The sequence below is a fragment of the Nocardioides sp. URHA0032 genome, assembly GCF_000620645.1.
Classification (GTDB): domain Bacteria; phylum Actinomycetota; class Actinomycetes; order Propionibacteriales; family Nocardioidaceae; genus Nocardioides.
The window spans coordinates 249,299-268,107 of the sequence record NZ_JIAV01000020.1; the positions used below are offsets into that span (position 1 = coordinate 249,299).

Genomic DNA, 18,809 nt, shown 5'->3' on the forward strand with positions numbered 1-18,809 from the left:
CGCCTACTCAACCGCACGTGCCTGAGAATCCCCAACGGAGGCGTGCTCGAGCTCGACGGGCTCGCCGGCGGGTGGTCGTTGCCAGCGCCGGTGCAGCGGGATCCGGCCGATCGCCTCGGCGAGTGCCCACCCGACCAGGATGACCATCCAGCCGACGACCGCGTCGATCACCCAGTGGTTGCCGGTGCCGACGATCACGATCGCGGTGCCGAGCGCGTACAGCCAGCCCAGCGCGCGCACCCAGTAGCGCGTCGCGTAGATCTGCAGCGCGAGCGCGACCCACAGCGACCAGCCGGCGTGCAGCGAGGGGAACGCCGCGAGCTCGTTGGTGAGCCCGCCAAGTCCGCGCGGTGCGGAGGCGTCGGCGCCCCACCAGCCGTCGGCGGAGTGCAGGCTCAGCACGTCGACGTACCCGGCCAGGAAGCGCGGGGGAGCGGTCGGCATCGAGATGTAGGCGAGCAGGCCGAGCAGCGTGCCGATCACGAGGGCGCGGCGGGCCGGGCCGTAGCGGTCCGCGCCGAGGCGCCACAGCCAGATCAGGACCGCGCCGGTGACGACGTAGTGGAGGGTGGCGTACCAGTAGCTGCCGACCAGCCCGACCAACCGGTAGTCGGTGAAGAGCTGGTTGAGCGGACCCTCCCACCGGATGCCCATCAGGGTCTCGAGGTGGAGCAGCTCGTTGGCGCGGTGCAGCGCGGGATCCATGTTGGTGTCCGCGAGCAGCCGGGCCAGGCTGTAGAGAGCCCAGAGCCCGACGATCAGCACGAGCTCGAGGATGGCCCGGATCCACCGAGGAATCGTCCGGTGGTGGGCGTACGCAGGTGCCGTCGTCACAGCACCAGCGTCGTTCATGCATCCTCCCGCCGCATCCGGGTACTACCCGGAATCAACACCAGGGTCTGCTCAGGTATTTCCCCGTCTAGTCCGGAGTGTCAGACCCGGCGCAGCACCGCTGTCACTTTACCGAGAATAGTGGCGTGAGTGCCGTCAATAGGATCGTAGGCGGCGTTGTGCGGCAGGAGCCACACATTTCCGTCCTTGCGCTGGAAGGTCTTGACCGTGGCCTCGCCGTCGATCATCGCGGCCACGATCTCGCCGTTCTCCGCGGTCGGCTGCTGCCGGATGACGACGTAGTCGCCGCTGCAGATGGCCGCGTCGATCATCGAGTCTCCGCTCACCTCCAGCAGGAACAGCTGCCCGTCGCCGACGAGCTGCTTCGGTAGCGGGAACACGTCCTCGACGCGCTCCTCGGCCAGGATCGGGCCACCCGCGGCGATCCGGCCGACCACGGGCACGTACGCCGGCGCCGGGGCCGCGTCGCCCACCCCGGTCTCGTCGAACGCGGTCTCCTCCGCGCTCGACATCGAGCGGCGAGCCGCCATCACCTCGGGGAGGAAGACCTCGAGCGCCCGGGGCCGGTTCGGGTCGCGCTTGAGGAAGCCCTTCTCCTCCAGCACCTTCAGCTGGTGGGCCACGCTGGAGGAGCTGGTCAGGCCGACCGCCTCCCCGATCTCCCGCATCGAGGGCGGGTAGCCGCGCTTCTCGATGCAGTCCTTGATGTGCGCGAGCACGCGCTGCTGGCGCGGGGTCAGGCCCGTCGCGTCCGGCGGTCCGTCGGGGAGCTCGCTGACTGTGGGAGACGCCTTCTTCTGGGTGGCCATGACCTGACGGTAGTCCTCCGGACCGTCCGGGTTCAAACATCTGTTCGAACGGCGTGTCGCCCAGGTGCGGACGGAAAAGCGTTCGAACAAATGTTCGTGTCGCTGCTTGTGTCGTTCGAACACCTGCTCTACCGTCGTACACACGTTCGATCGAACACCTGATCGAGAGTCCGGTCCAGACCGGTCCGCGAGGACTGTCGGTGGCCGCCTCTAGAACTGGTGTCAGGCCACTTCCCCCAGCCGTCCAGCCAGGAGCCTTCGATGAGCACGATGACCGCAACCCCCACGTTCCGCCCCAGCTCGTTCCAGCCCAGCTCGTCCCAGCCCAGCTCGTTCCAGCCCAGCTCGTTCCAGCCCAGCTCGGGCCGGCACGGCAGCGTGCGGCTGACCCGTCGGGGCCGCCTCGTCGTGCTCGTCGTCGCCCTGCTCGCGGTCCTCGCCGTCGGGCTCGTGCTCGCCTCCGGTGCCGTGGGCACCGGCGAGGCGGGCACCCCCGAGCCCACCAGGGTCGTCCTGGTCGGCACCGGCGACACCCTCTGGGACATCGCGGCGGGCCTCGCCGACGACGGGGACGTGCGGGCGATGGTGGACAGGATCGAGAAGCTCAACGCGCTCGACTCGGGCATGGTCTCCGCCGGCCAGAAGCTGGTCGTGCCGCTGGGCTGAGGTCCGGTTGACGCTGGACACAGACTTTCGCCGGTCGCTTCGACCCCGGCCGGCGAAACCGGGGAAGACGAGGGGCGGGACCACGCTGTGGTCCCGCCCCTCGCGGCGTCCGCGGCGCAGGCCCTACCGTCGGGCCATGGCCGGCTACTCGGGCACTCCGCTGGAGCGCAAGCTCGGGATCCGCGCCGGTCACACGCTGTTCCTCGACGGGGCGCCGGACGACCTGGCGCTCGACGTCCCCGGCGCGCACGTCGTACGCCGGCTCCCGGCCGTGGCCGACGTGACACTGACCTTCCACACCACGCTGGCCGGCCTCGCGGGCCGGCTGCCGGTCCTGCTCGAGCGCACCAGCACCGCCGGCATGGTCTGGGTGTGCTGGCCGAAGAAGGCCGCGCAGCGGGCCCTCGGCATCGCGAGCGACCTGGACGAGGGCCTGGTGCGCGACCTCGGGCTGCGGCTGGGGTTCGTCGACGTGAAGGTCGCCGCGATCGACGACACCTGGTCGGGGTTGAAGTTCGTGCGCCGGCTCGCCGACCGGTGACCGGTCGCTAGCGCGCCGCCCGTCGGCCGCCGATCGGGCGCGGCTCCTCCGGCTCGCCCGTCATCCTCGGCTCGGGACCGCGGGTGATGCCGAGCCGGCGCAGCACCCGCGCCACGAGCATCAGCCCGACGAACAGGCAGGCGACCGCGCCGACGGATGCGAGCGCGAGGAACCACCACGCGACCGAGTCGCCGTCGCGGGCGGTGGAGCCGAAGTCGATCGCGGCGTACACGAGGTATCCCCACGCGACGATGCACGCGGTGATGCCGAGCGCGAGCAGGAGCAGCATCGGCTGGAAGGAGCGCTTCGGGCGCGCGCCGCGGCGCGAGCCCGCGTGCTTGCTGCCCGTCCCCGATGCCACGAGGCCATCCTCCCCGATGGGGCCTGAGGTGTCTTAGCCTTGGGGGGTGGTGCACGACCCGGTCGACTCCGTCGACTCCGTCGCGAGCGCCGCGCTGCGGGAGCTGGTCGGCATCCCCGGCGTGCGGCGTGCCGCCATCGCGCTCAGCGAGGGTGGCGGCCGCCGGCTGCGGTTCCGCTCCAGCGACGGCGGCGCGTGGTGCCACATCGACGCCTACGACGACGTACCGCTGACCACCGTGGTGCGCACCGGCCGACCGCTCCTCGACCACCTGGACGGGCTGCGCGCGCAGTTCGCGGGCGTCGTCGAGCGGCAGCGGGCCGACGGCACGGTCGCGCTCGCGGCGCTGCCGCTGCCCGGCCGGCACTCACCCATCGGCGGGGTGGTCCTCTACTTCGACGTCGAGCAGGCGTTCGACGCCCCCCAGCGCGGGCTGCTCGATGCGGTCGCGCACCGGATCGCGGAGTCGGTACGCCGGGTCCGCTCGGCCGTGGCCCATGACGACCTCACCCAGCGCGCGACCCTGCGGCTCGAGGACGACCCGCGGGCGGCGGGCCGCGCGCGGCAGTTCCTGCGCGGCCTGCTGACGGCGTGGCAGGTCAGGCGCGACGTCGCCGACACCGCCGAGCTCTGCGTGTCCGAGCTGGTGACGAACGCCGTGATCCATGCCGGGACCGGCTCGGTGCTGACGGTCAGCCTGGCCGCAGGCGTGCTCGACGTGCAGGTGCGCGACCACGGCGCCGACACGGGCGTGGCGCTCGTCGACGACGAGGACCCGCTCCGGGTGTTCGGCCGCGGCCTCCAGCTCGTCGCCGCGCTCGCCGACCGGTGGGGCGCCGACCACGACGACGCCGGGACGACGTCGTGGTTCTCCCTCGAGGTCGGCGCCCCGGCGTTCGCGTGATGCCTAGGCCGCGACCGTCAGCTCGGCGCGGAGCCGGGCGACCAGGCGGGCCAGCAGCCGCGAGACGTGCATCTGGCTGACGCCGATCTCCTCGCCGATCTCGGCCTGGGTACAGCCCCGGAAGAACCGCATCTCCACGATCAGCTGCTCGCGGCGCGACAGCTTCGCCAGCAGGGGAGCGAGGGTGGCACGGGCCTCCGCCAGGTCGAACTCGGGGTCGATGCCGCCCAGCCGGGCACCCACCGTCTCCTCGCCGTCGGCCATGCTCGGGGTGTCCAGGGACGCCGGTGCGAAGCAGCCGTTGGCGCCGAGCGCGTCGATGACCTGCTCGAGCTCGAGGCCCAGGTGCGCGGCGATCTCGCTCGGGCGGGGCGCGCGGCCCAGCTGCTGGTACAGCTCGCCCTCGCAGCCGGCGATCTTCTGCTGGGTCTCCTGGATCGACCGCGGCGGCCGCACGGTCCAGCCGAGGTCGCGGAAGTGCCGGCGGATCTCGCCGCGGATGGTCGGGACGGCGAAGCTGATGAACTCGCTGCCCTGGTCGTGCTTGAAGCCGCGGACGGCCTTGACCAGGCCGACGTACGCGACCTGCTCGAGGTCGTCGTCGGCGATGCCGCGGCCGCGGAAGCGGCGCGACAGGTCGCGAGCGAGCGGCATGTTCAGGCGGACGATCTCGTCCTCGATGGCACTGCGCCGGGCCGGGCCAGCGGTGGCACGGTCGGCGATCAGGCGGGCGGTGGCCTCGGAGCGACTCTCGGGGGCCTCGGTGAGTACAGCTGACGCAGTCAACGAAGGAGCCTCTCTGATGCGGTGGTGCTGCGGCCGTTCTGGCCGCCTCAGAACACCTTCCGTATCTGGTTGAGGCAGAAACCACCCGTTCGGGTGGACCTTCGCGACCGGAGCCCGGCGGCCCGTGGTGGAGCCGCTCGCCAAGGCCGGGAGCAGGGCCGCGACACGCCCTCTCCGCGGACCGATTTCCGGCGCCGAAAGCGGGCCTGACCTGCGGCTTTACGGGACCGGGCGGACCTCCGTCAGGAACTTCTCCGGTTCTGCTTGCGCACCCCCGGGTCCGGGCGTACGGTTACCCCAACATCTAGTAGTTACAACAATGTAGTTATCCACATCTAGTGCACAGCTCAGAGGTGGAAGCCCACAGCCTGACTGCTTGTTGTACACAGTGAGACCCCCGATATCCACAGACGCCGCACCCTCGTCAGAGGGTCTTCGTGGCACGCCCGGGTACCGGCGACGAGCACAACCCGACGAGCCACACCGAACCAGCGAGAGAGGAGGACCGGGATGCACTGTCCGTACTGCCGCAACACCGACACCCGGGTCCTCGACTCCCGCGTCGCCGAGGACGGCGGCTCGATCCGCCGCCGGCGTACCTGCTCGGCCTGCGAGCGCCGGTTCACGACCGTCGAGATGATGCAGATGACCGTGCTCAAGCGCTCGGGCGCCACCGAGCCGTTCACCCGGGACAAGGCCATCGCCGGCGTCCGCAAGGCGTGCAAGGGCCGCCCGGTCACCGAGGACCGGCTGGCCTGCCTCGGCCAGGAGGTCGAGGACGCGCTGCGGCTCGCCGGTACGGCGGAGATCCCGGCCCACGAGGTGGGCCTGGCGATCCTCGGCCCGCTGCGCCGCCTCGACGAGGTCGCCTACCTGCGGTTCGCGTCGGTCTACCGCGCCTTCGAGTCCGCTGACGACTTCGAGGACGAGATCGCCGTCCTGAGGGCCGAGCGCGACCTCGCCCCTGCACCCGCCTCGAGCGGGTGACCCAGACCGCCCGGCGTGTGTAGTGGGGAAGCTGCATGCGCCGGGCGCACCAACGTCGCCATCGACTGTCGGTGGCAGCAGCAATGATGGAACAGCAACCTCGAGAGACGGGACCAAGAGGGATGACCGAGACGGTGAGCGGGAAGGCCGCGCAGACGGGCGCAGGCCTGAAGATCGAGCGTGTCTTCAGCACGGAAGGGGTGCACCCGTACGACGAGATCACCTGGGAGCGCCGCGACGTCGTGCAGACGAACTGGAAGACCGGTGAGACGGTCTTCGAGCAGCGCGGCGTGGAGTTCCCCGACTTCTGGTCGGTCAACGCCTCGACCATCGTCACGACCAAGTACTTCCGCGGTGCGGTCGGCACCGACGTCCGCGAGTGGAGCCTGAAGCAGATCATCGACCGGGTCGTGAAGACCTACACGAAGGCCGGCGTCGACCACGGCTACTTCGCGAGCGCGGCCGACGCCGAGACGTTCGAGCACGAGCTCACCTGGCTGCTCGCCCACCAGTACTTCTCCTTCAACTCCCCGGTCTGGTTCAACGTCGGCACCCCGTCGCCGCAGCAGGTCTCGGCCTGCTTCATCCTCTCCGTCGACGACTCGATGGACTCGATCCTGAACTGGTACAAGGAAGAGGGCTTCATCTTCAAGGGCGGCTCCGGCGCCGGCCTGAACCTCTCCCGGATCCGCTCCTCCAAGGAGCTGCTCTCCTCCGGTGGTACGGCGAGCGGCCCGGTCTCCTTCATGCGCGGTGCCGACGCCTCGGCCGGCACCATCAAGTCCGGTGGCGCCACCCGTCGCGCCGCGAAGATGGTCGTCCTCGACGTCGACCACCCGGACATCGAGGAGTTCGTGCAGACCAAGGCGCGCGAGGAGGACAAGATCCGCGCGCTCCGCGACGCCGGGTTCGACATGGACCTCGGTGGCGCCGACATCACCTCGGTCCAGTACCAGAACGCCAACAACTCGGTCCGGGTCAGCGACGAGTTCATGCGCGCGGTCGAGGACGGCACCGACTTCGGGCTGCGGGCCCGCAAGACCGGCGAGGTCATCGAGCGCGTCGACGCCCGCGAGCTGTTCCGCAAGATCGCGACCGCCGCGTGGGAGTGCGCCGACCCGGGCCTCCAGTACGACGACACCATCAACGACTGGCACACCAACCCCGAGACCGGCCGGATCACCGCGTCGAACCCGTGCTCGGAGTACATGTCGCTGGACAACTCCTCGTGCAACCTGGCGTCGCTGAACCTGCTCAAGTTCCTCAAGGACGACGACACCTTCGACGCCGAGCTGTTCGCGCAGGCCGTCGAGCTGATCATCACCGCGATGGACATCTCGATCTGCTTCGCCGACTTCCCGACCGAGGCGATCGGCAAGACCACCGTCGACTACCGCCAGCTCGGCATCGGCTACGCCAACCTCGGCGCGCTGCTGATGGCGATGGGCCTCGGCTACGACTCCGACGGCGGTCGGGCGATGGCGGCCACGATCACCTCGCTGATGACCGGTACGTCGTACAAGCGCTCGGCGGAGCTCGCCGGCGTCGTCGGCCCGTACGCCGGCTACGCCCGCAACGCCGAGGCGCACAAGCGGGTGATGCGCAAGCACCAGGCCGCGAACGACACTGTCCGCACCCTCGGCATCGCCGACAACCAGGTGCACAAGCTGGCCACCCAGGCCTGGGCCGACGTGGTCGCGCTGGGGGAGACCAACGGCTTCCGCAACGCGCAGGCCTCGGTGCTCGCCCCGACCGGCACCATCGGCTTCATGATGGACTGCGACACGACCGGCATCGAGCCGGACTTCTCGCTGGTCAAGTTCAAGAAGCTGGTCGGCGGCGGCTCGATGCAGATCGTCAACCAGACGATCCCGCGGGCCCTGAGGAAGATGGGCTACCAGCCCGAGCAGGTCGAGGCGATCGTCGCCTACATCGCCGAGCACGGCCACGTAATCGACGCGCCGGGCCTGAAGACCGAGCACTACGAGGTCTTCGACACCGCGATGGGTGCCCGCTCGCTGAAGCCGATGGGCCACGTGCGGATGATGGCGGCGGCGCAGCCGTTCCTGTCCGGCGCGATCTCGAAGACGGTCAACCTGCCGGAGTCGGCGACCGTCGAGGAGATCGAGGAGGTCTACCTCCAGTCCTGGAAGCTCGGCCTGAAGGCGACCGCGATCTACCGCGACAACTGCAAGGTGGGTCAGCCGCTCGCCGATGGCGGCGGCAAGGCCAAGAAGGACGCTGCCGACGCGGCGGCCGCCGCCGACGACGCCGCGACCAAGGTCGTCGAGAAGATCGTCTACGCACCGACCCGCAAGCGGCTCCCGAAGTCCCGCGTCTCGCGCACCACCTCCTTCACCGTGGGCGGCGCCGAGGGCTACATGACCTCGGGCGCGCACGAGGACGGCGAGCTCGGGGAGATCTTCCTCAAGCTCGGCAAGCAGGGCTCGACCCTGGCCGGCGTGATGGACGCGTTCTCGATCGCGGTCAGCATCGGCCTGCAGTACGGCGTCCCGCTGGAGACCTACGTCTCGAAGTTCACCAACCTGCGCTTCGAGCCCGCCGGCCTCACCGACGACCCGGACGTGCGGATGAGCCAGTCGATCATGGACTACATCTTCCGCCGCCTGGCCCTGGACTACCTCGACTACGAGAAGCGCTCCGCCCTCGGCATCTACTCCGCCGAGGAGCGCCAGCGCTACCTCGAGACCGGCTCCTACGAGCCCGTCGAGGAGACCGGGTCCCCGGCCGAGCTGATCGAGGCCCCGGTCGTCGAGCTCGTCGACACGGTCGAGGCGGAGACTGTCGAGACCAAGGACACCCACGGCTCCGAGGCCCGCGAGGTCCCCGCCAAGCCCGCGGGGACCGCCCACACCTCGGCGGAGCTCCTCGAGCAGATCACTGGCCACGCGGTCGACAGCCCGCTCTGCTTCACCTGCGGCACCAAGATGCGCCCCGCCGGCTCCTGCTACGTCTGCGAGGGCTGCGGCAGCACCAGCGGCTGCAGCTGATCGAGGGTCCTACGACGAGGGCGGGCCGCACCATGCGGTCCGCCCTCGTCCACAACACGCCGAACGACCATCGCTTCCCGGCTCTCGACGAGGGCGTCGCGTACTTCAACGGACCCGGCGGCACCCAGGTGCCGCGGCAGGTCGCCGGGACGATCGCCGATGATGACGTCCGGCATCTCCGACCGAGGGACGGTGACGGCCGCCGAACGGCGGGCCGAGGACGTCGTCGTCGGTGCGCGGCAGGCGGTGGCGGACCTGCTCGGGTGCGACCGGGTGGCGTGGTGTCCGGGAGCTCGATGACGCAGGTGACGTACGAGGTGTCGTGGGGCGCTGGCGAGGGAGTGGGCGCCGGGGGACGAGGTGGTGGTGTCCCGGCTCGATCACGACGGGGAACGTGCGGTGCTCTGGGTCGGATTCGAGCGGAGGGCGCGGAGCTGGGCGTCGCGGAGCTCCACATGGCAGACGACCTGCAGGCGGCGCCACTGCGTCCGCTGGCTTGGAGAGTCAGGTCACCAGATCGGCCGGCGAGATCTGTACGGGGTAGGGCTGGGTGACGGCGAGTCGCTCCCGAGCACCAGCGGTCGCGATCTCGACGTACGCGGAGTCCTCGAGATGCCACGCGGTGATCGACGGCTCGTGCTCGGTGGAGCCGGGGTCGACGACCCAGTACGACGGGCAGCCCGCGGCCTCGTAGCGAGCCTTCTTGAGGCCGAGGTCGATGTGGGTGGTCGACGGCGAGAGGACCTCGATGGCAAGGAGCGGAGGGCCGTCGAGGCCGGTGTCGGACATCGCCGATCGTGGCGCGACCAGGAGATCGGGCTGTACCACCGTGTCGGGGCCGAGGACGACGGAGAACGGCGCTACCAGGACTCTCAGGTCGGCTGGGCACGCGGCGTCCAGGGCGACCACGAGGCGGACGACGGCCGCTTGGTGGCGCAACCGCGGTGCCGGAGTCATGACGAGCGCGCCATCGACGAGCTCATGGCGCCACCCGTCCTCGGGGAGCGCCTCGAGGTCGGCGCGGGTCATGGTGCGCCCACGCGGGAGCGTCGTCATGCTCTCCATGGTGCCTCATCCGGCCTGGTCGGGATGTGACCCGCCGGACGTGGGCTCCGCGGCCGTGGCCAGCCGGAGCGGAGTCACGGACGACCGGGTCCGCGAGGCCTCCTCGGGCCACCAGTCCTCCCAGGGTTCCAAGTCCTCGGCGAAGGGCGTGCGCCACGCCAGGTGCCCGAGGAGGGTGATCAGGAACTGGTCGAACGTCATCCCGTAACGCTCCGCGCGGTGCCGCAGCTCACGGTCCAACCCGAACGGCATGCCCTCCACGAAGAAGCTGACGCAATCGGCCTGTCGCAGGGCGGCGGTGTCACGCCAGTGCGCCTGCGGATCGCGGCTGAGGGGGTCGTAGAGCAACTGGTCGAGCGGCGTGTGCGGCGTTGACAGCAGCTGCGGGTCCTCGAGCCGCGCGCGGCCGAGCGCCTCGAGCAGCAGCGCGTTGCGGACCCAGTCCTCGTCGCCGTCACTCCACCATCGCTCGGTCCGGCAGTGCGCGGACAGCAGGCGTCGTACGCCGTCCTCCTCGGCCGGCCCGGGCAGCTCGGCGGGGTCCACCAGCCGCAGGTGCAGCTGGCCCGCGCTCCACTGCAACGCGACGAGGTCACCGTGCTCGGCGGGCGGCAGCCAGCCGTCCGGGCCGAGCAGGACGGGATCGGGTGTTTCGGCGAGGCGGGCCTCGCCGCCACTGGCCAACGGCAGGGGCTCGAGCACGGCCATGGCCAGGAAGGGCTGGACGCCACGGCCCAGCCACAGGTCGGTGCGGTCGCGGAGGGAGCCGCGTACGCGATGGGTGAGCACGATGCCGTCGAGCACGTCGCCGAGGTAGGTGACGCGGCCGTCCGGTCGCTCGACGAGTAGCGTCCCGGTGGCGACCACGGCCGAGACGGTCGTCTCGTCGACGGCCGGTCGGCCGGCAGTCAGACGAGCGCGACGAGCCAGCGTCCGAAGGTCGAGCGGGCCGTGTTCGCGGACCAGGTGGACCAACGAGTCGTGCAGCGTGCGGTCGACCTCAGGGAGTGGTGTCGGCATGGGTTCCTCCTGTCGTGGGCGGGTCCACGGAGTTTCACCCGGGTCGCCGGCCGCGCGCAGGGGTCATCCACAGGCCCCATGTCGGTGACCGCAGCTACGGTCTCCGCCATGACGACGGGGATGGCGTGGAGCTGACCGCGGCCGCGCAGCTGGGGCGGGCCCTGCTCGACGAGCACGGACTGCAGGACTGGAGGCTGGCCTTCGACCGCGCCAAGCGGCGGGCCGGCGTGTGTCGATCCGATCGCAAGGAGATCGGGCTGAGTGGGCCACTGACCGCCCTCCACCCCGAGGCGGAGGTCCGGGACACGATCCTGCACGAGATCGCGCACGCGCTCGTCGGCCCCCGACATGGACACGACGAGGTGTGGCGGGCGACCGCGTTGCGCATCGGCTGCACCGGGCTGCGCTGCTCGAGCGAGGACGCGCCGAAGATCGACGGGCACTGGGTCGGTACCTGTCCGGCCGGACATCGGCGCACTCGGCACCGACGTCCTCAGCGGCCGATGGCCTGCGGCAGCTGTTCGCCCACCTTCGACGTTGCGCACCTGCTCACCTGGACCTACCGCGGCCGGCCCGCGCCGATGCTGCCCGGGTATCGCGCCGAGCTCGACCGCTTGCTGGACCCGGAGGCGAAGCAACAGCCGGTGCCGTTGCGACTCGGTGACGCGGTGCGGATCGCGGTACCGGGCAGCGAGTACGACGGCGTGGCCGGGACCTTGGTCAAGCGAGGCCGGACTCGCTACCACCTGCAGGTCGGCGATCGGGTGCTGACCGTGCCGTTCGCGATGGTGGAGCCCGCGACCGACATGATGGCGCCATGACCTTCGACGTCGACCGCATCCGCAAGGACTTCCCGGCTGTCGGCGAGGGCATCGCGTACTTCGACGGACCCGGCGGCACCCAAGTGCCGCGGCAAGTCGCCGAGGCGATCGCCCGGACGATGACGTCCGGCATCTCCAACCGGGGGACGGTGACCGCCTCCGAGCGGCGGGCGGAGGACGTCGTGGCGGGTGCCCGCCAAGCGGTGGCGGACCTGCTCGGCTGCGACCCGGGCGGGGTCGTGTTCGGGCGGTCGATGAGTCAGCTGACGTACGACGTGTCCCGGGCGCTCGCGAAGGAGTGGGGGCCCGACGACGAGGTCGTGGTGACGCGGCTCGACCACGACGGGAACATCCGGCCGTGGGTGCACGCGGCGGAAGCCGCGAGGGCGAGGGTGCGGTGGCTCGGGTTCGACCGGGAGACGGCCGAGCTGGGCGTCGACGACATACGGGCTGAGCTCTCGCCTCGCACGAAGTTGGTCGCGGTGACCGGGGCGTCGAACGTGCTCGGGACGCGGCCGGACATCACGGCGATCGCGGAGGCGGTGCACGAGGTGGGGACGCTGCTGTACGTCGACGGGGTGCACCTGACGCCGCACGCGCCGGTGGACGTCGCGGCGCTGGGCGCCGACTTCTACGCCTGCTCGCCGTACAAGTTCTTCGGCCCACACCACGGCGTGGTCGTCGCGGCGCGGGAGCTGCTGGAGCGGATCCAGCCTGACAAGCTGTTGCCGGCCAGCGACGAGGTGCCGGAGCGGTTCGAGCTCGGGACGCTGCCGTACGAGCTGCTCGCGGGCACCACGGCGGCGATCGACTACATCGCCGGGCTGGCGTCGGATGCCGGCGACCGGCGGACCCGGGTCCTGGAGTCGATGCGCGCGGTGGAGGAGTACGAGGATGCGCTGTTCGAGCGGCTGCTGGAGGGGCTGCGGGCGATCGACGGCGTGACGTTGTACGGCAACCCCGCGCGGCGTACGCCGACGGCGTTCTTCTCGGTCGCCGGCCGGGAGAACCGTGAGGTGTACGAGCACCTCGCCGCAGCCGGCGTGAACGCCCCGGCCAGCAGCTTCTATGCGATCGAGGCGTCGCGATGGCTCGGTCTGGGCGACGGGGGCGCGGTGCGGGCGGGCCTGGCGCCGTACACGAGCGCCGACGACGTCGAGCGCCTCCTCGCAGGCGTGGCGGAGGTCGCGAAGTGACGGCGCGCGGCGTGCTGGTGACCGGCGGCTCCCGCGGCATCGGCGCCGCGATCGTGCGCGCGTTCGCGGCGCAGGGCGACCAGGTGGCGGTGCACTTCGGGTCGTCGGCCGACCTCGCCGAGGGCGTCGTGGCATCGCTGCCGGGCGACGGCCACACCACCGTGCAGGCGGACATGACCGACGCGGAGGCGGTACGGCGCGCCGTCGACTCCGCCGCCGAGCGGCTGGGCCGGCTCGACGTGCTGGTCAACAACGCCGGCATCTTCGTGGCGCACCCGCCGCTGGAGACGTCGTACGACGAGTGGCAGGCGGCCTGGTCCCAGACGCTGACCACCAACCTGGTCGGTGCCGCGAACGCGGCTTACTGCGCGATCCCGCACCTGCGGGCGGTCGGCGGCGGGGCGATCGTCAACGTGTCGAGCCGAGGCGCGTTCCGCGGGGAGCCGAGGAACCCGGCCTACGGGGCGTCGAAGGCCGGGATGAACGCCTTCGGCCAGTCGCTGGCGATCGCGCTGGCGCCGGAGGGGATCACCGTCGGGACGGTGGCGCCGGGCTTCGTGCAGACCGAGATGGCGCGCGAGGTGCTCGACGGCCCCGGCGGCGACGCCGTGCGGGCGCAGTCACCGTTCGGCCGCGTGGCGCGGCCGGAGGAGGTCGCGGCGGCGGTGCTGTGGCTGGCCTCGCCCGAGGCGAGGTTCTCGACCGGCACGATCATCGACGTGAACGGCGCGTCCTACCTGCGCAGCTGAGCCCGTGCACGTACGGCGGTGCTGGCGCTCGCCGGCCGGTACCCGCTCGCGGCGGGTCAGTCGCAGTAGTCGCAGGCCCCGGAGGCAGGCAGGGCCAGGAAGCAGGTCGGGCAGGTCGCGACCACGGGCTCGATGCCGTTGGTCCGGCGCTGGTTCGGGATGCTCGTCGTCGGGACCGACGCGACCGAGCTGTCCTTCTCCGGAGACAGGACCTCGAAGTCGAGATCGCGCAGCACCCTCGCGGCACCCGACTTGCCGCCCGAGAAGTCGCCGGACGTGGCAGCGGTGCCGGTGGCGTACCGGACCGCGGCGCCGAGGACGGCCTTCGAGTCGTAGCTGTGGTCGGCGTATCGCAGGACGTACTCGCGTGACCGGGCGAACCCGTAGCGATCGAGGAACGCGTCCTGCCCGACCTCGTCGTACTCGTGGATCGCGGCGAGAACGTGCTGACGACCGACTGCTGACCACGCGACCATGTCCCCACAGTAGGTCCGCGACCCCCGGTTCCCCTCATCTCGGGCCGACGGTCGTCGGCGGCCTGTGATCGAATGCTGGCAGGGGCCACGGGGGTGGCCCGTTCTCGGGAGGACAGTCATGACATCAGGAGCACGAGTTCGCCGTACCGCTCTGGCAGTGGGTACGGCGTTGCTGTTGCCGCTCGGCGTCGCCCAAGCCGCGCCGGCCGGCGACACGACCGGAGCGCGGGGGATCGGGGACCCGTACTACCCGGACTACGGCAACGGCGGGTACGACGTCGACCACTACGGCATCCACATCACCTACAAGCCGAAGACCGACCACCTCGCGGGGCGGACGAAGATCACCGCGCACGCGACGCAGGACCTGACGAGGTTCGACCTCGACTTCGTGCTGCCGGTGTCGAGCGTGAAGGTCAACGGCGAGCGCGCGACGTACACGCAGGGCAAGCACGAGCTGGTCGTCACGCCGCGGCAGGCGTTGGCGACGGGCGAGGAGATGACCGTCGACGTTGCGTACGCGGGGAAGCCGTCGACGGTGCGGTCCGACGGGGTCCGGCCCTGGATCCGCACCGACGACGGCGCAGCCGCCGTCGGTGAGCCCGAGATCGCAGCGTGGTGGTACCCCGCCAACGACCACCCGCGCGACAAGGCGACGTACGACGTCAGCGTGACAGTGGCGAAGAGCCTCGAGGTGCTCGGCAACGGCGTCCTCGTCTCGCACGACGCCAGGAACGCGAGGCGGACCTGGCACTGGCGTGAGGCGAAGCCGATGGCGGCGTACCTCGCGTTCTTCGTGGCCGGGCAGTTCGACATCGAGCGGTCGCGGGTGGACGGCCTGCCGGTGATCACGGCGGTCGCCTCACACGGGGGCCGCGAGGGCCGGTACGCGGCCAGGGACCTCCGGCGGACGCCGAGCGTGCTGCGGTTCGAGGCGCAGCAGTACGGCGCGTACCCGTTCGACGCGATGGGTGGCGTCGCGCCAGCCGCCGACTTCGGGTTCGCGCTGGAGAACCAGACCCGACCGGTCTACACGCGCGGGTTCTGGAGCACCGGCTCCAACATCTACGTCGTCGTCCACGAGAACGCCCACCAGTGGTACGGCGACTCGGTCTCGGTGCACAGCTGGCGCGACATCTGGCTCAACGAGGGCTTCGCGTCGTTCACCGAGTGGCTCTGGTCGGAGAAGCACGGTGAGGGCACGGCGAAGCAGCTGTTCCGCCAGTACTGGCGGGCCTACGGCCGCGGCAACGACATGTGGAAGGTGAAGATCGGCAACCCGGGGGCGCACAACGAGTTCCACTACGCCGTCTACGACCGCGGTGCGATGACGCTCCAGGCGCTGCGCACCCGGATCGGCAACGCCGACTTCATGGCCGTCATGCGGGACTGGGCGGCGCAGCACCAGTACGGCAACGGCTCGATCCCCGAGTACATCGCGCTGGCCGAGAGCGTGTCGGGCGAGGACCTCGGGTCGTTCTTCGACGCCTGGCTCTACAGCGACCGGCGGCCGGCACCGACGGAGGCGAACGGCTTCCCGCCGGGCTTCCGCTCGCGGGTCGCGGCGACCGAGCGCTCTGCGGTCCCGGCCTCGTGGTCGAAGATCCAGCACACCCATGCCGTGCTCGCGCGGGTCGAGGGGCGCTGAGGGTTAGCCGACCCGCATCTCCCCGAGCTCGGACCACTCCGTGCCGTCGACCTGGAAGTTCACGATCCTCGGCGTCTCGACCAGGTACGGCGGCAGGTCGGCCTGCGCCTGCTTGAAGTGGTCCGAGCTCACGTGGGCTCCGGCTGCGTCGTCCTGGAACGCCTCGACCAGGACGTACTCGCTCGGGTCGTCGACCGAGCGGGACCAGTCGAACCACAGGTTGCCGGGCTCGGCGCGGGTGGCCTCGGTGAAGGAGCGGGTGATCTCGGGCCAGGCATCGGCGTGCTCGGGCTTGATGCGGAACTTGGCGGTGATGAAGATCATCTGCCCTTCCTAGCACCGCCGGGCTCAAGGAACGCCCTCCGAGGCGCGGGTGGTGGACGGCGTCGACATCGTCCCGGGCCAGAAGCTCGTGGCCTGGCTCCGGTCGCTCGACGGCGACCAGGTCCCGAAGGACGCTGCGCGCGACGCCCTGCGGAAGCTGCGCGAGTACCGCGCGAAGTCCTGGGAAGCAGCCACTGCTGCGGAACGTCGGCGGGACGCGACGGCCGCCGACTGACACCGAGCCCCAGCGAGTCCGCGCCGTCCGGGCAGTAGCGGATGGGCATTGCATTCGAACACATGTTCGAGTAGACTCGCGCCATGTTCTCCCTCACCGCGATCGCCACGGCCGACGAGGCCGTCGCGCGCTTGAGTGAGATCCGGTGGGACGAGGTGCCGGTCGAGGACCTGCCGGCCGCCGTGGTCGAGCTCGAGCGGGTGCAGGCGCGTCTGGATGCCGCGAAGCTGAAGGCCGCGGAGCGGCTGGAGCGCACCGAGGCCGCCGCGACGGTGGGCTGGGCTTCGACGAAGGACTTCCTGACGGCGGTGTCGGGCGGCCGCAAGGGCGCCGGGGGCGGAGTGCTCCGCCTGGTGGCGGCGCTGCGCGAGCTGCCGCGGACCCAGCGGGGTCTCGCGGACGGCTGGCTGTCGGCCGACAAGGCGCGCGTGATCGGACGCCGGGTCGGGCAGCTGCCCGCGGTCGAGGAGCTGCGCGGCGCCGCCGAGGGGCTGCTGCTGGCGCGAGCGCGCGACCTCGACGCCACCGACCTCGACCACGCCTGGCCGGCCATCGTGGCCGAGCTCGATCCGGACCACCGGTTGCTGGGTGCCGACCTGTCCCTGCCGCGCGCCGAGCGCGCCGCGCACCGCGCACGCTTCCTCTCGTTCTCCGACGACGAGTTCGGCGGCGTCTGGATCAAGGGGTACGGCAGCGGTGAGGAGGTCGAGCAGCTGAAGTCGGTGCTGATGCCCTTGGCCGCGCCGGTGAGCGGCACGCCCGGCGCCTGCGGCGGCCGACGGCGCGACCTCACGGACCCGGGAGACCGGGGCACTCCGTGTCCCGAGCAGGCCTGCGCACACGACGGTCGCGACCCCCGCGACTTCGGCGTCCGGATGTGGGACGCGCTGGTGGAGGCGTGCCGCCGGTTGCAGACGGCCGACCTGCTGCCCGAGAGCCACGGTGCGACGCCGCGGATGGTCGTGACCATCTCCCTCGACGACCTGCAGCGGGACCTGGATACCTCGGCTGGGCTGCTGCCCGGTGGCCGGCCGCTCTCGGCCCGAGCCGCCCGGCGGATCGCCTGCGACACCGAGCTGATCCCGATGGTCCTCGGCGCCACGGGCCAGGTGCTCGACGTGGGTCGCACGCAGCGGCTGGTGACGACCGCGATCTGGCACGCGCTGGTCGCCCGCGACGCCCACTGCGTCTTCCCCGGCTGCAGCCGGCTTCCCGAGGCGTGCGACGCCCACCATGTCGTCCACTGGGTCGACGGTGGTCCGACGAGCCTCGACAACCTGGCGCTGCTCTGCCGACGACATCACACCACCGTGCACCAGACAGCCTGGCGGCTCCGGATCGATCCGGTCACCCGAAGACCGGCCTGGTCCCCGCCACCGCGAGCCGACGACAGCGGCCGCTACACCTTCCTGGTCTCGCCGCCGTACCGAGCTGCCTGAGCGCGCCCTCGACCGCTGCGATCTGCCCGGCTCACTTCCCCATGGGAGCCCAGGACAGGTCGGACCTGCCGACTCGGTAGAGGACGTGGGAGCCCGGGGAGCTGATGCTGCCCACCTGCCAGACGTAGATGTGGCCGGTGTCGACGACGTAGTTCTCCGCGGCCGAGCGGCACGCGACGGTGACGGTGTACTGGGTGAGCCCGTTCATCCGCGGATAGGCGTGCTCGAGCGGGACGGTGGCCCTGCCGGTGACGTCGGTCTCGCCCATGTCGTCCCAGCTCGGGCTCGTGGAGGCGCCCAGCTGGCACTGCATCGAGTCGGTCACGCTCGACAGTGCGGTGACCCCCGCCGTGACGACGTAGTTGACGGACGGCGAGAGGGAGACCTGGCCGAGCACCGTGCCGCCCGGCGTCACCGTGGCGCCGGCCGGGATGACCACCGTCTGGACCGACGAGACCCCGGCAGGTCCCTGCGGACCCGCCGGCCCCTGGGGGCCAGCCGGTCCCTGAGGCCCGGCCGGGCCACCAGGCCCGGTCGCTCCCGGGAGACCGTCGGCGCCGGCGCTGCCCGGGTCGCCCTGCGGCCCCGACGGACCGGCCGGACCGACCTCTCCCTGCGGACCCCGCGGACCTTCCGGACCCGCCGCACCCTGCGGGCCGGGCAGGCCGAAGACGCGGCGGGCCGCGGTGCTGAGGTCCGCCTCCTGGAGCGTCCCGTCCTTGACGTCGACCGAGGCGACGGTGCCGTCCTTGATCTGCTTCGAGGTGATCAGGCTGCCTGCCGCCGCTCCGCCCACGCCACTCGCCGCGATCATCGCGGCGGCGGTGAGCACCACCGCTCCGGTCCGTGACCGCATCACCTTCACCGCTGTGTCGTCCGTTCGTCGTGGGTCGTGCCCTGTCGTCACGTCCCCGGACAG

At 71.3% G+C, this 18,809-nt stretch carries 20 protein-coding genes; 11 read left to right on the plus strand and 9 right to left on the minus strand.

Going from position 1 to position 18,809, the window contains the following annotated elements; all coding sequences use genetic code 11:
* Positions 1-3: 3 nt before the first annotated feature.
* On the minus strand, positions 4-834 hold the full coding sequence (locus N538_RS25020; protein WP_197025313.1) for a phosphatase PAP2 family protein: 831 nt from the start codon (positions 832-834) through the stop codon (positions 4-6).
* Positions 835-932: 98 nt separating this feature from the next.
* Positions 933-1,661, minus strand: a complete 729-nt coding sequence (gene lexA / locus N538_RS0111660) for a transcriptional repressor LexA (RefSeq protein ID WP_028637460.1) — start codon at positions 1,659-1,661, stop codon at positions 933-935.
* 261 nt (positions 1,662-1,922) lie between these two features.
* Between lexA and N538_RS25025 the strand changes: the two genes are divergently transcribed.
* Positions 1,923-2,327, plus strand: coding sequence for a LysM peptidoglycan-binding domain-containing protein (locus N538_RS25025; protein WP_051549206.1), 405 nt, complete (start codon positions 1,923-1,925; stop codon positions 2,325-2,327).
* A gap of 136 nt (positions 2,328-2,463) precedes the next feature.
* Positions 2,464-2,868, plus strand: coding sequence for a hypothetical protein (locus tag N538_RS0111670; RefSeq protein WP_028637461.1), 405 nt, complete (start codon positions 2,464-2,466; stop codon positions 2,866-2,868).
* A gap of 7 nt (positions 2,869-2,875) precedes the next feature.
* Here N538_RS0111670 and N538_RS0111675 read toward each other — a convergent pair whose 3' ends face one another.
* Positions 2,876-3,229 carry a hypothetical protein gene (locus N538_RS0111675; RefSeq protein WP_028637462.1) on the minus strand — a complete coding sequence of 118 codons (354 nt, stop codon included), beginning with the start codon at positions 3,227-3,229 and terminating at the stop codon, positions 2,876-2,878.
* Between the two features lie 46 nt (positions 3,230-3,275).
* On the opposite strand from N538_RS0111675, the gene N538_RS27410 reads away from it, so the two are divergent.
* Positions 3,276-4,133, plus strand: a complete 858-nt coding sequence (locus N538_RS27410; protein WP_051549207.1) for an ATP-binding protein — start codon at positions 3,276-3,278, stop codon at positions 4,131-4,133.
* Between the two features lie 3 nt (positions 4,134-4,136).
* Here the strand turns inward: N538_RS27410 and N538_RS25035 are convergent, their stop codons facing one another.
* A complete protein-coding gene (locus N538_RS25035) occupies positions 4,137-4,919 on the minus strand; it encodes a SigB/SigF/SigG family RNA polymerase sigma factor (RefSeq protein WP_036570190.1) in 783 nt (260 codons plus the stop codon).
* A 510-nt stretch (positions 4,920-5,429) separates the two neighbouring features.
* Between N538_RS25035 and nrdR the strand changes: the two genes are divergently transcribed.
* Together nrdR and N538_RS0111695 are read left to right on the plus strand one after the other, a co-directional pair.
* Positions 5,430-5,906, plus strand: a complete 477-nt coding sequence (gene nrdR, locus N538_RS0111690; RefSeq protein WP_028637463.1) for a transcriptional regulator NrdR — start codon at positions 5,430-5,432, stop codon at positions 5,904-5,906.
* Between the two features lie 122 nt (positions 5,907-6,028).
* Positions 6,029-8,917 carry a vitamin B12-dependent ribonucleotide reductase gene (locus tag N538_RS0111695; protein ID WP_028637464.1) on the plus strand — a complete coding sequence of 963 codons (2,889 nt, stop codon included), beginning with the start codon at positions 6,029-6,031 and terminating at the stop codon, positions 8,915-8,917.
* Between the two features lie 504 nt (positions 8,918-9,421).
* On the opposite strand, the gene N538_RS0111705 is transcribed toward N538_RS0111695, so the two are convergent.
* A complete protein-coding gene (locus N538_RS0111705; protein WP_231496199.1) occupies positions 9,422-9,973 on the minus strand; it encodes a Uma2 family endonuclease in 552 nt (183 codons plus the stop codon).
* Between the two features lie 15 nt (positions 9,974-9,988).
* On the minus strand, positions 9,989-11,002 hold the full coding sequence (locus tag N538_RS0111710) for a hypothetical protein (protein WP_028637466.1): 1,014 nt from the start codon (positions 11,000-11,002) through the stop codon (positions 9,989-9,991).
* A gap of 125 nt (positions 11,003-11,127) precedes the next feature.
* On the opposite strand from N538_RS0111710, the gene N538_RS0111715 reads away from it, so the two are divergent.
* Genes N538_RS0111715 through N538_RS0111725 form a run of 3 tightly spaced genes read left to right on the plus strand, consistent with a single transcriptional unit; the run spans position 11,128 to position 13,768 of the window.
* A complete protein-coding gene (locus tag N538_RS0111715) occupies positions 11,128-11,823 on the plus strand; it encodes a SprT-like domain-containing protein (protein WP_028637467.1) in 696 nt (231 codons plus the stop codon).
* Positions 11,820-13,019 (plus strand): cysteine desulfurase-like protein, encoded by a 1,200-nt coding sequence (locus N538_RS0111720; protein ID WP_028637468.1) that lies wholly within the window; start codon positions 11,820-11,822, stop codon positions 13,017-13,019. Before N538_RS0111715 ends, N538_RS0111720 begins: the two co-directional genes overlap by 4 nt.
* Positions 13,016-13,768 (plus strand): SDR family NAD(P)-dependent oxidoreductase, encoded by a 753-nt coding sequence (locus tag N538_RS0111725; protein ID WP_028637469.1) that lies wholly within the window; start codon positions 13,016-13,018, stop codon positions 13,766-13,768. Before N538_RS0111720 ends, N538_RS0111725 begins: the two co-directional genes overlap by 4 nt.
* Before the next feature lie 56 nt (positions 13,769-13,824).
* On the opposite strand, the gene N538_RS0111730 is transcribed toward N538_RS0111725, so the two are convergent.
* Positions 13,825-14,244: a hypothetical protein gene (locus N538_RS0111730; protein ID WP_028637470.1), complete on the minus strand. Its 420-nt coding sequence runs from the start codon at positions 14,242-14,244 to the stop codon at positions 13,825-13,827.
* A gap of 169 nt (positions 14,245-14,413) precedes the next feature.
* On the opposite strand from N538_RS0111730, the gene N538_RS25040 reads away from it, so the two are divergent.
* Positions 14,414-15,892 (plus strand): M1 family metallopeptidase, encoded by a 1,479-nt coding sequence (locus N538_RS25040; RefSeq protein ID WP_197025315.1) that lies wholly within the window; start codon positions 14,414-14,416, stop codon positions 15,890-15,892.
* Between the two features lie 3 nt (positions 15,893-15,895).
* Here the strand turns inward: N538_RS25040 and N538_RS0111740 are convergent, their stop codons facing one another.
* Positions 15,896-16,216, minus strand: coding sequence for a putative quinol monooxygenase (locus tag N538_RS0111740; protein ID WP_028637471.1), 321 nt, complete (start codon positions 16,214-16,216; stop codon positions 15,896-15,898).
* Positions 16,217-16,268: 52 nt separating this feature from the next.
* Between N538_RS0111740 and N538_RS0111745 the strand changes: the two genes are divergently transcribed.
* Together N538_RS0111745 and N538_RS0111750 are read left to right on the plus strand one after the other, a co-directional pair.
* Positions 16,269-16,451: a hypothetical protein gene (locus tag N538_RS0111745; protein ID WP_155992065.1), complete on the plus strand. Its 183-nt coding sequence runs from the start codon at positions 16,269-16,271 to the stop codon at positions 16,449-16,451.
* An 83-nt stretch (positions 16,452-16,534) separates the two neighbouring features.
* The gene (locus tag N538_RS0111750; protein WP_028637473.1) at positions 16,535-17,890 is read left to right on the plus strand and encodes an HNH endonuclease signature motif containing protein; all 1,356 of its coding nucleotides are present in this window, start codon (positions 16,535-16,537) and stop codon (positions 17,888-17,890) included.
* 31 nt (positions 17,891-17,921) lie between these two features.
* On the opposite strand, the gene N538_RS0111755 is transcribed toward N538_RS0111750, so the two are convergent.
* Positions 17,922-18,746 (minus strand): collagen-like triple helix repeat-containing protein, encoded by an 825-nt coding sequence (locus N538_RS0111755; protein WP_155992066.1) that lies wholly within the window; start codon positions 18,744-18,746, stop codon positions 17,922-17,924.
* Positions 18,747-18,809: the final 63 nt, after the last annotated feature.

Excerpts from the sequence above, each read along its gene's own strand:
- lexA (WP_028637460.1), bottom strand. The coding sequence starts at position 1,661 with ATGGCCACCCAGAAGAAGGCGTCTCCCACAGTCAGCGAGCTCCCCGAC.
- N538_RS25025 (WP_051549206.1), top strand. The coding sequence starts at position 1,923 with ATGAGCACGATGACCGCAACCCCCACGTTCCGCCCCAGCTCGTTCCAG.
- N538_RS0111670 (WP_028637461.1), top strand. The coding sequence starts at position 2,464 with ATGGCCGGCTACTCGGGCACTCCGCTGGAGCGCAAGCTCGGGATCCGC.
- nrdR (WP_028637463.1), top strand. The coding sequence starts at position 5,430 with ATGCACTGTCCGTACTGCCGCAACACCGACACCCGGGTCCTCGACTCC.
- N538_RS0111695 (WP_028637464.1), top strand. The coding sequence starts at position 6,029 with ATGACCGAGACGGTGAGCGGGAAGGCCGCGCAGACGGGCGCAGGCCTG.
- N538_RS0111705 (WP_231496199.1), bottom strand. The coding sequence starts at position 9,973 with ATGACGACGCTCCCGCGTGGGCGCACCATGACCCGCGCCGACCTCGAG.
- N538_RS0111710 (WP_028637466.1), bottom strand. The coding sequence starts at position 11,002 with ATGCCGACACCACTCCCTGAGGTCGACCGCACGCTGCACGACTCGTTG.
- N538_RS0111720 (WP_028637468.1), top strand. The coding sequence starts at position 11,820 with ATGACCTTCGACGTCGACCGCATCCGCAAGGACTTCCCGGCTGTCGGC.
- N538_RS0111730 (WP_028637470.1), bottom strand. The coding sequence starts at position 14,244 with ATGGTCGCGTGGTCAGCAGTCGGTCGTCAGCACGTTCTCGCCGCGATC.
- N538_RS0111740 (WP_028637471.1), bottom strand. The coding sequence starts at position 16,216 with ATGATCTTCATCACCGCCAAGTTCCGCATCAAGCCCGAGCACGCCGAT.
- N538_RS0111750 (WP_028637473.1), top strand. The coding sequence starts at position 16,535 with ATGTTCTCCCTCACCGCGATCGCCACGGCCGACGAGGCCGTCGCGCGC.
- N538_RS0111755 (WP_155992066.1), bottom strand. The coding sequence starts at position 18,746 with ATGCGGTCACGGACCGGAGCGGTGGTGCTCACCGCCGCCGCGATGATC.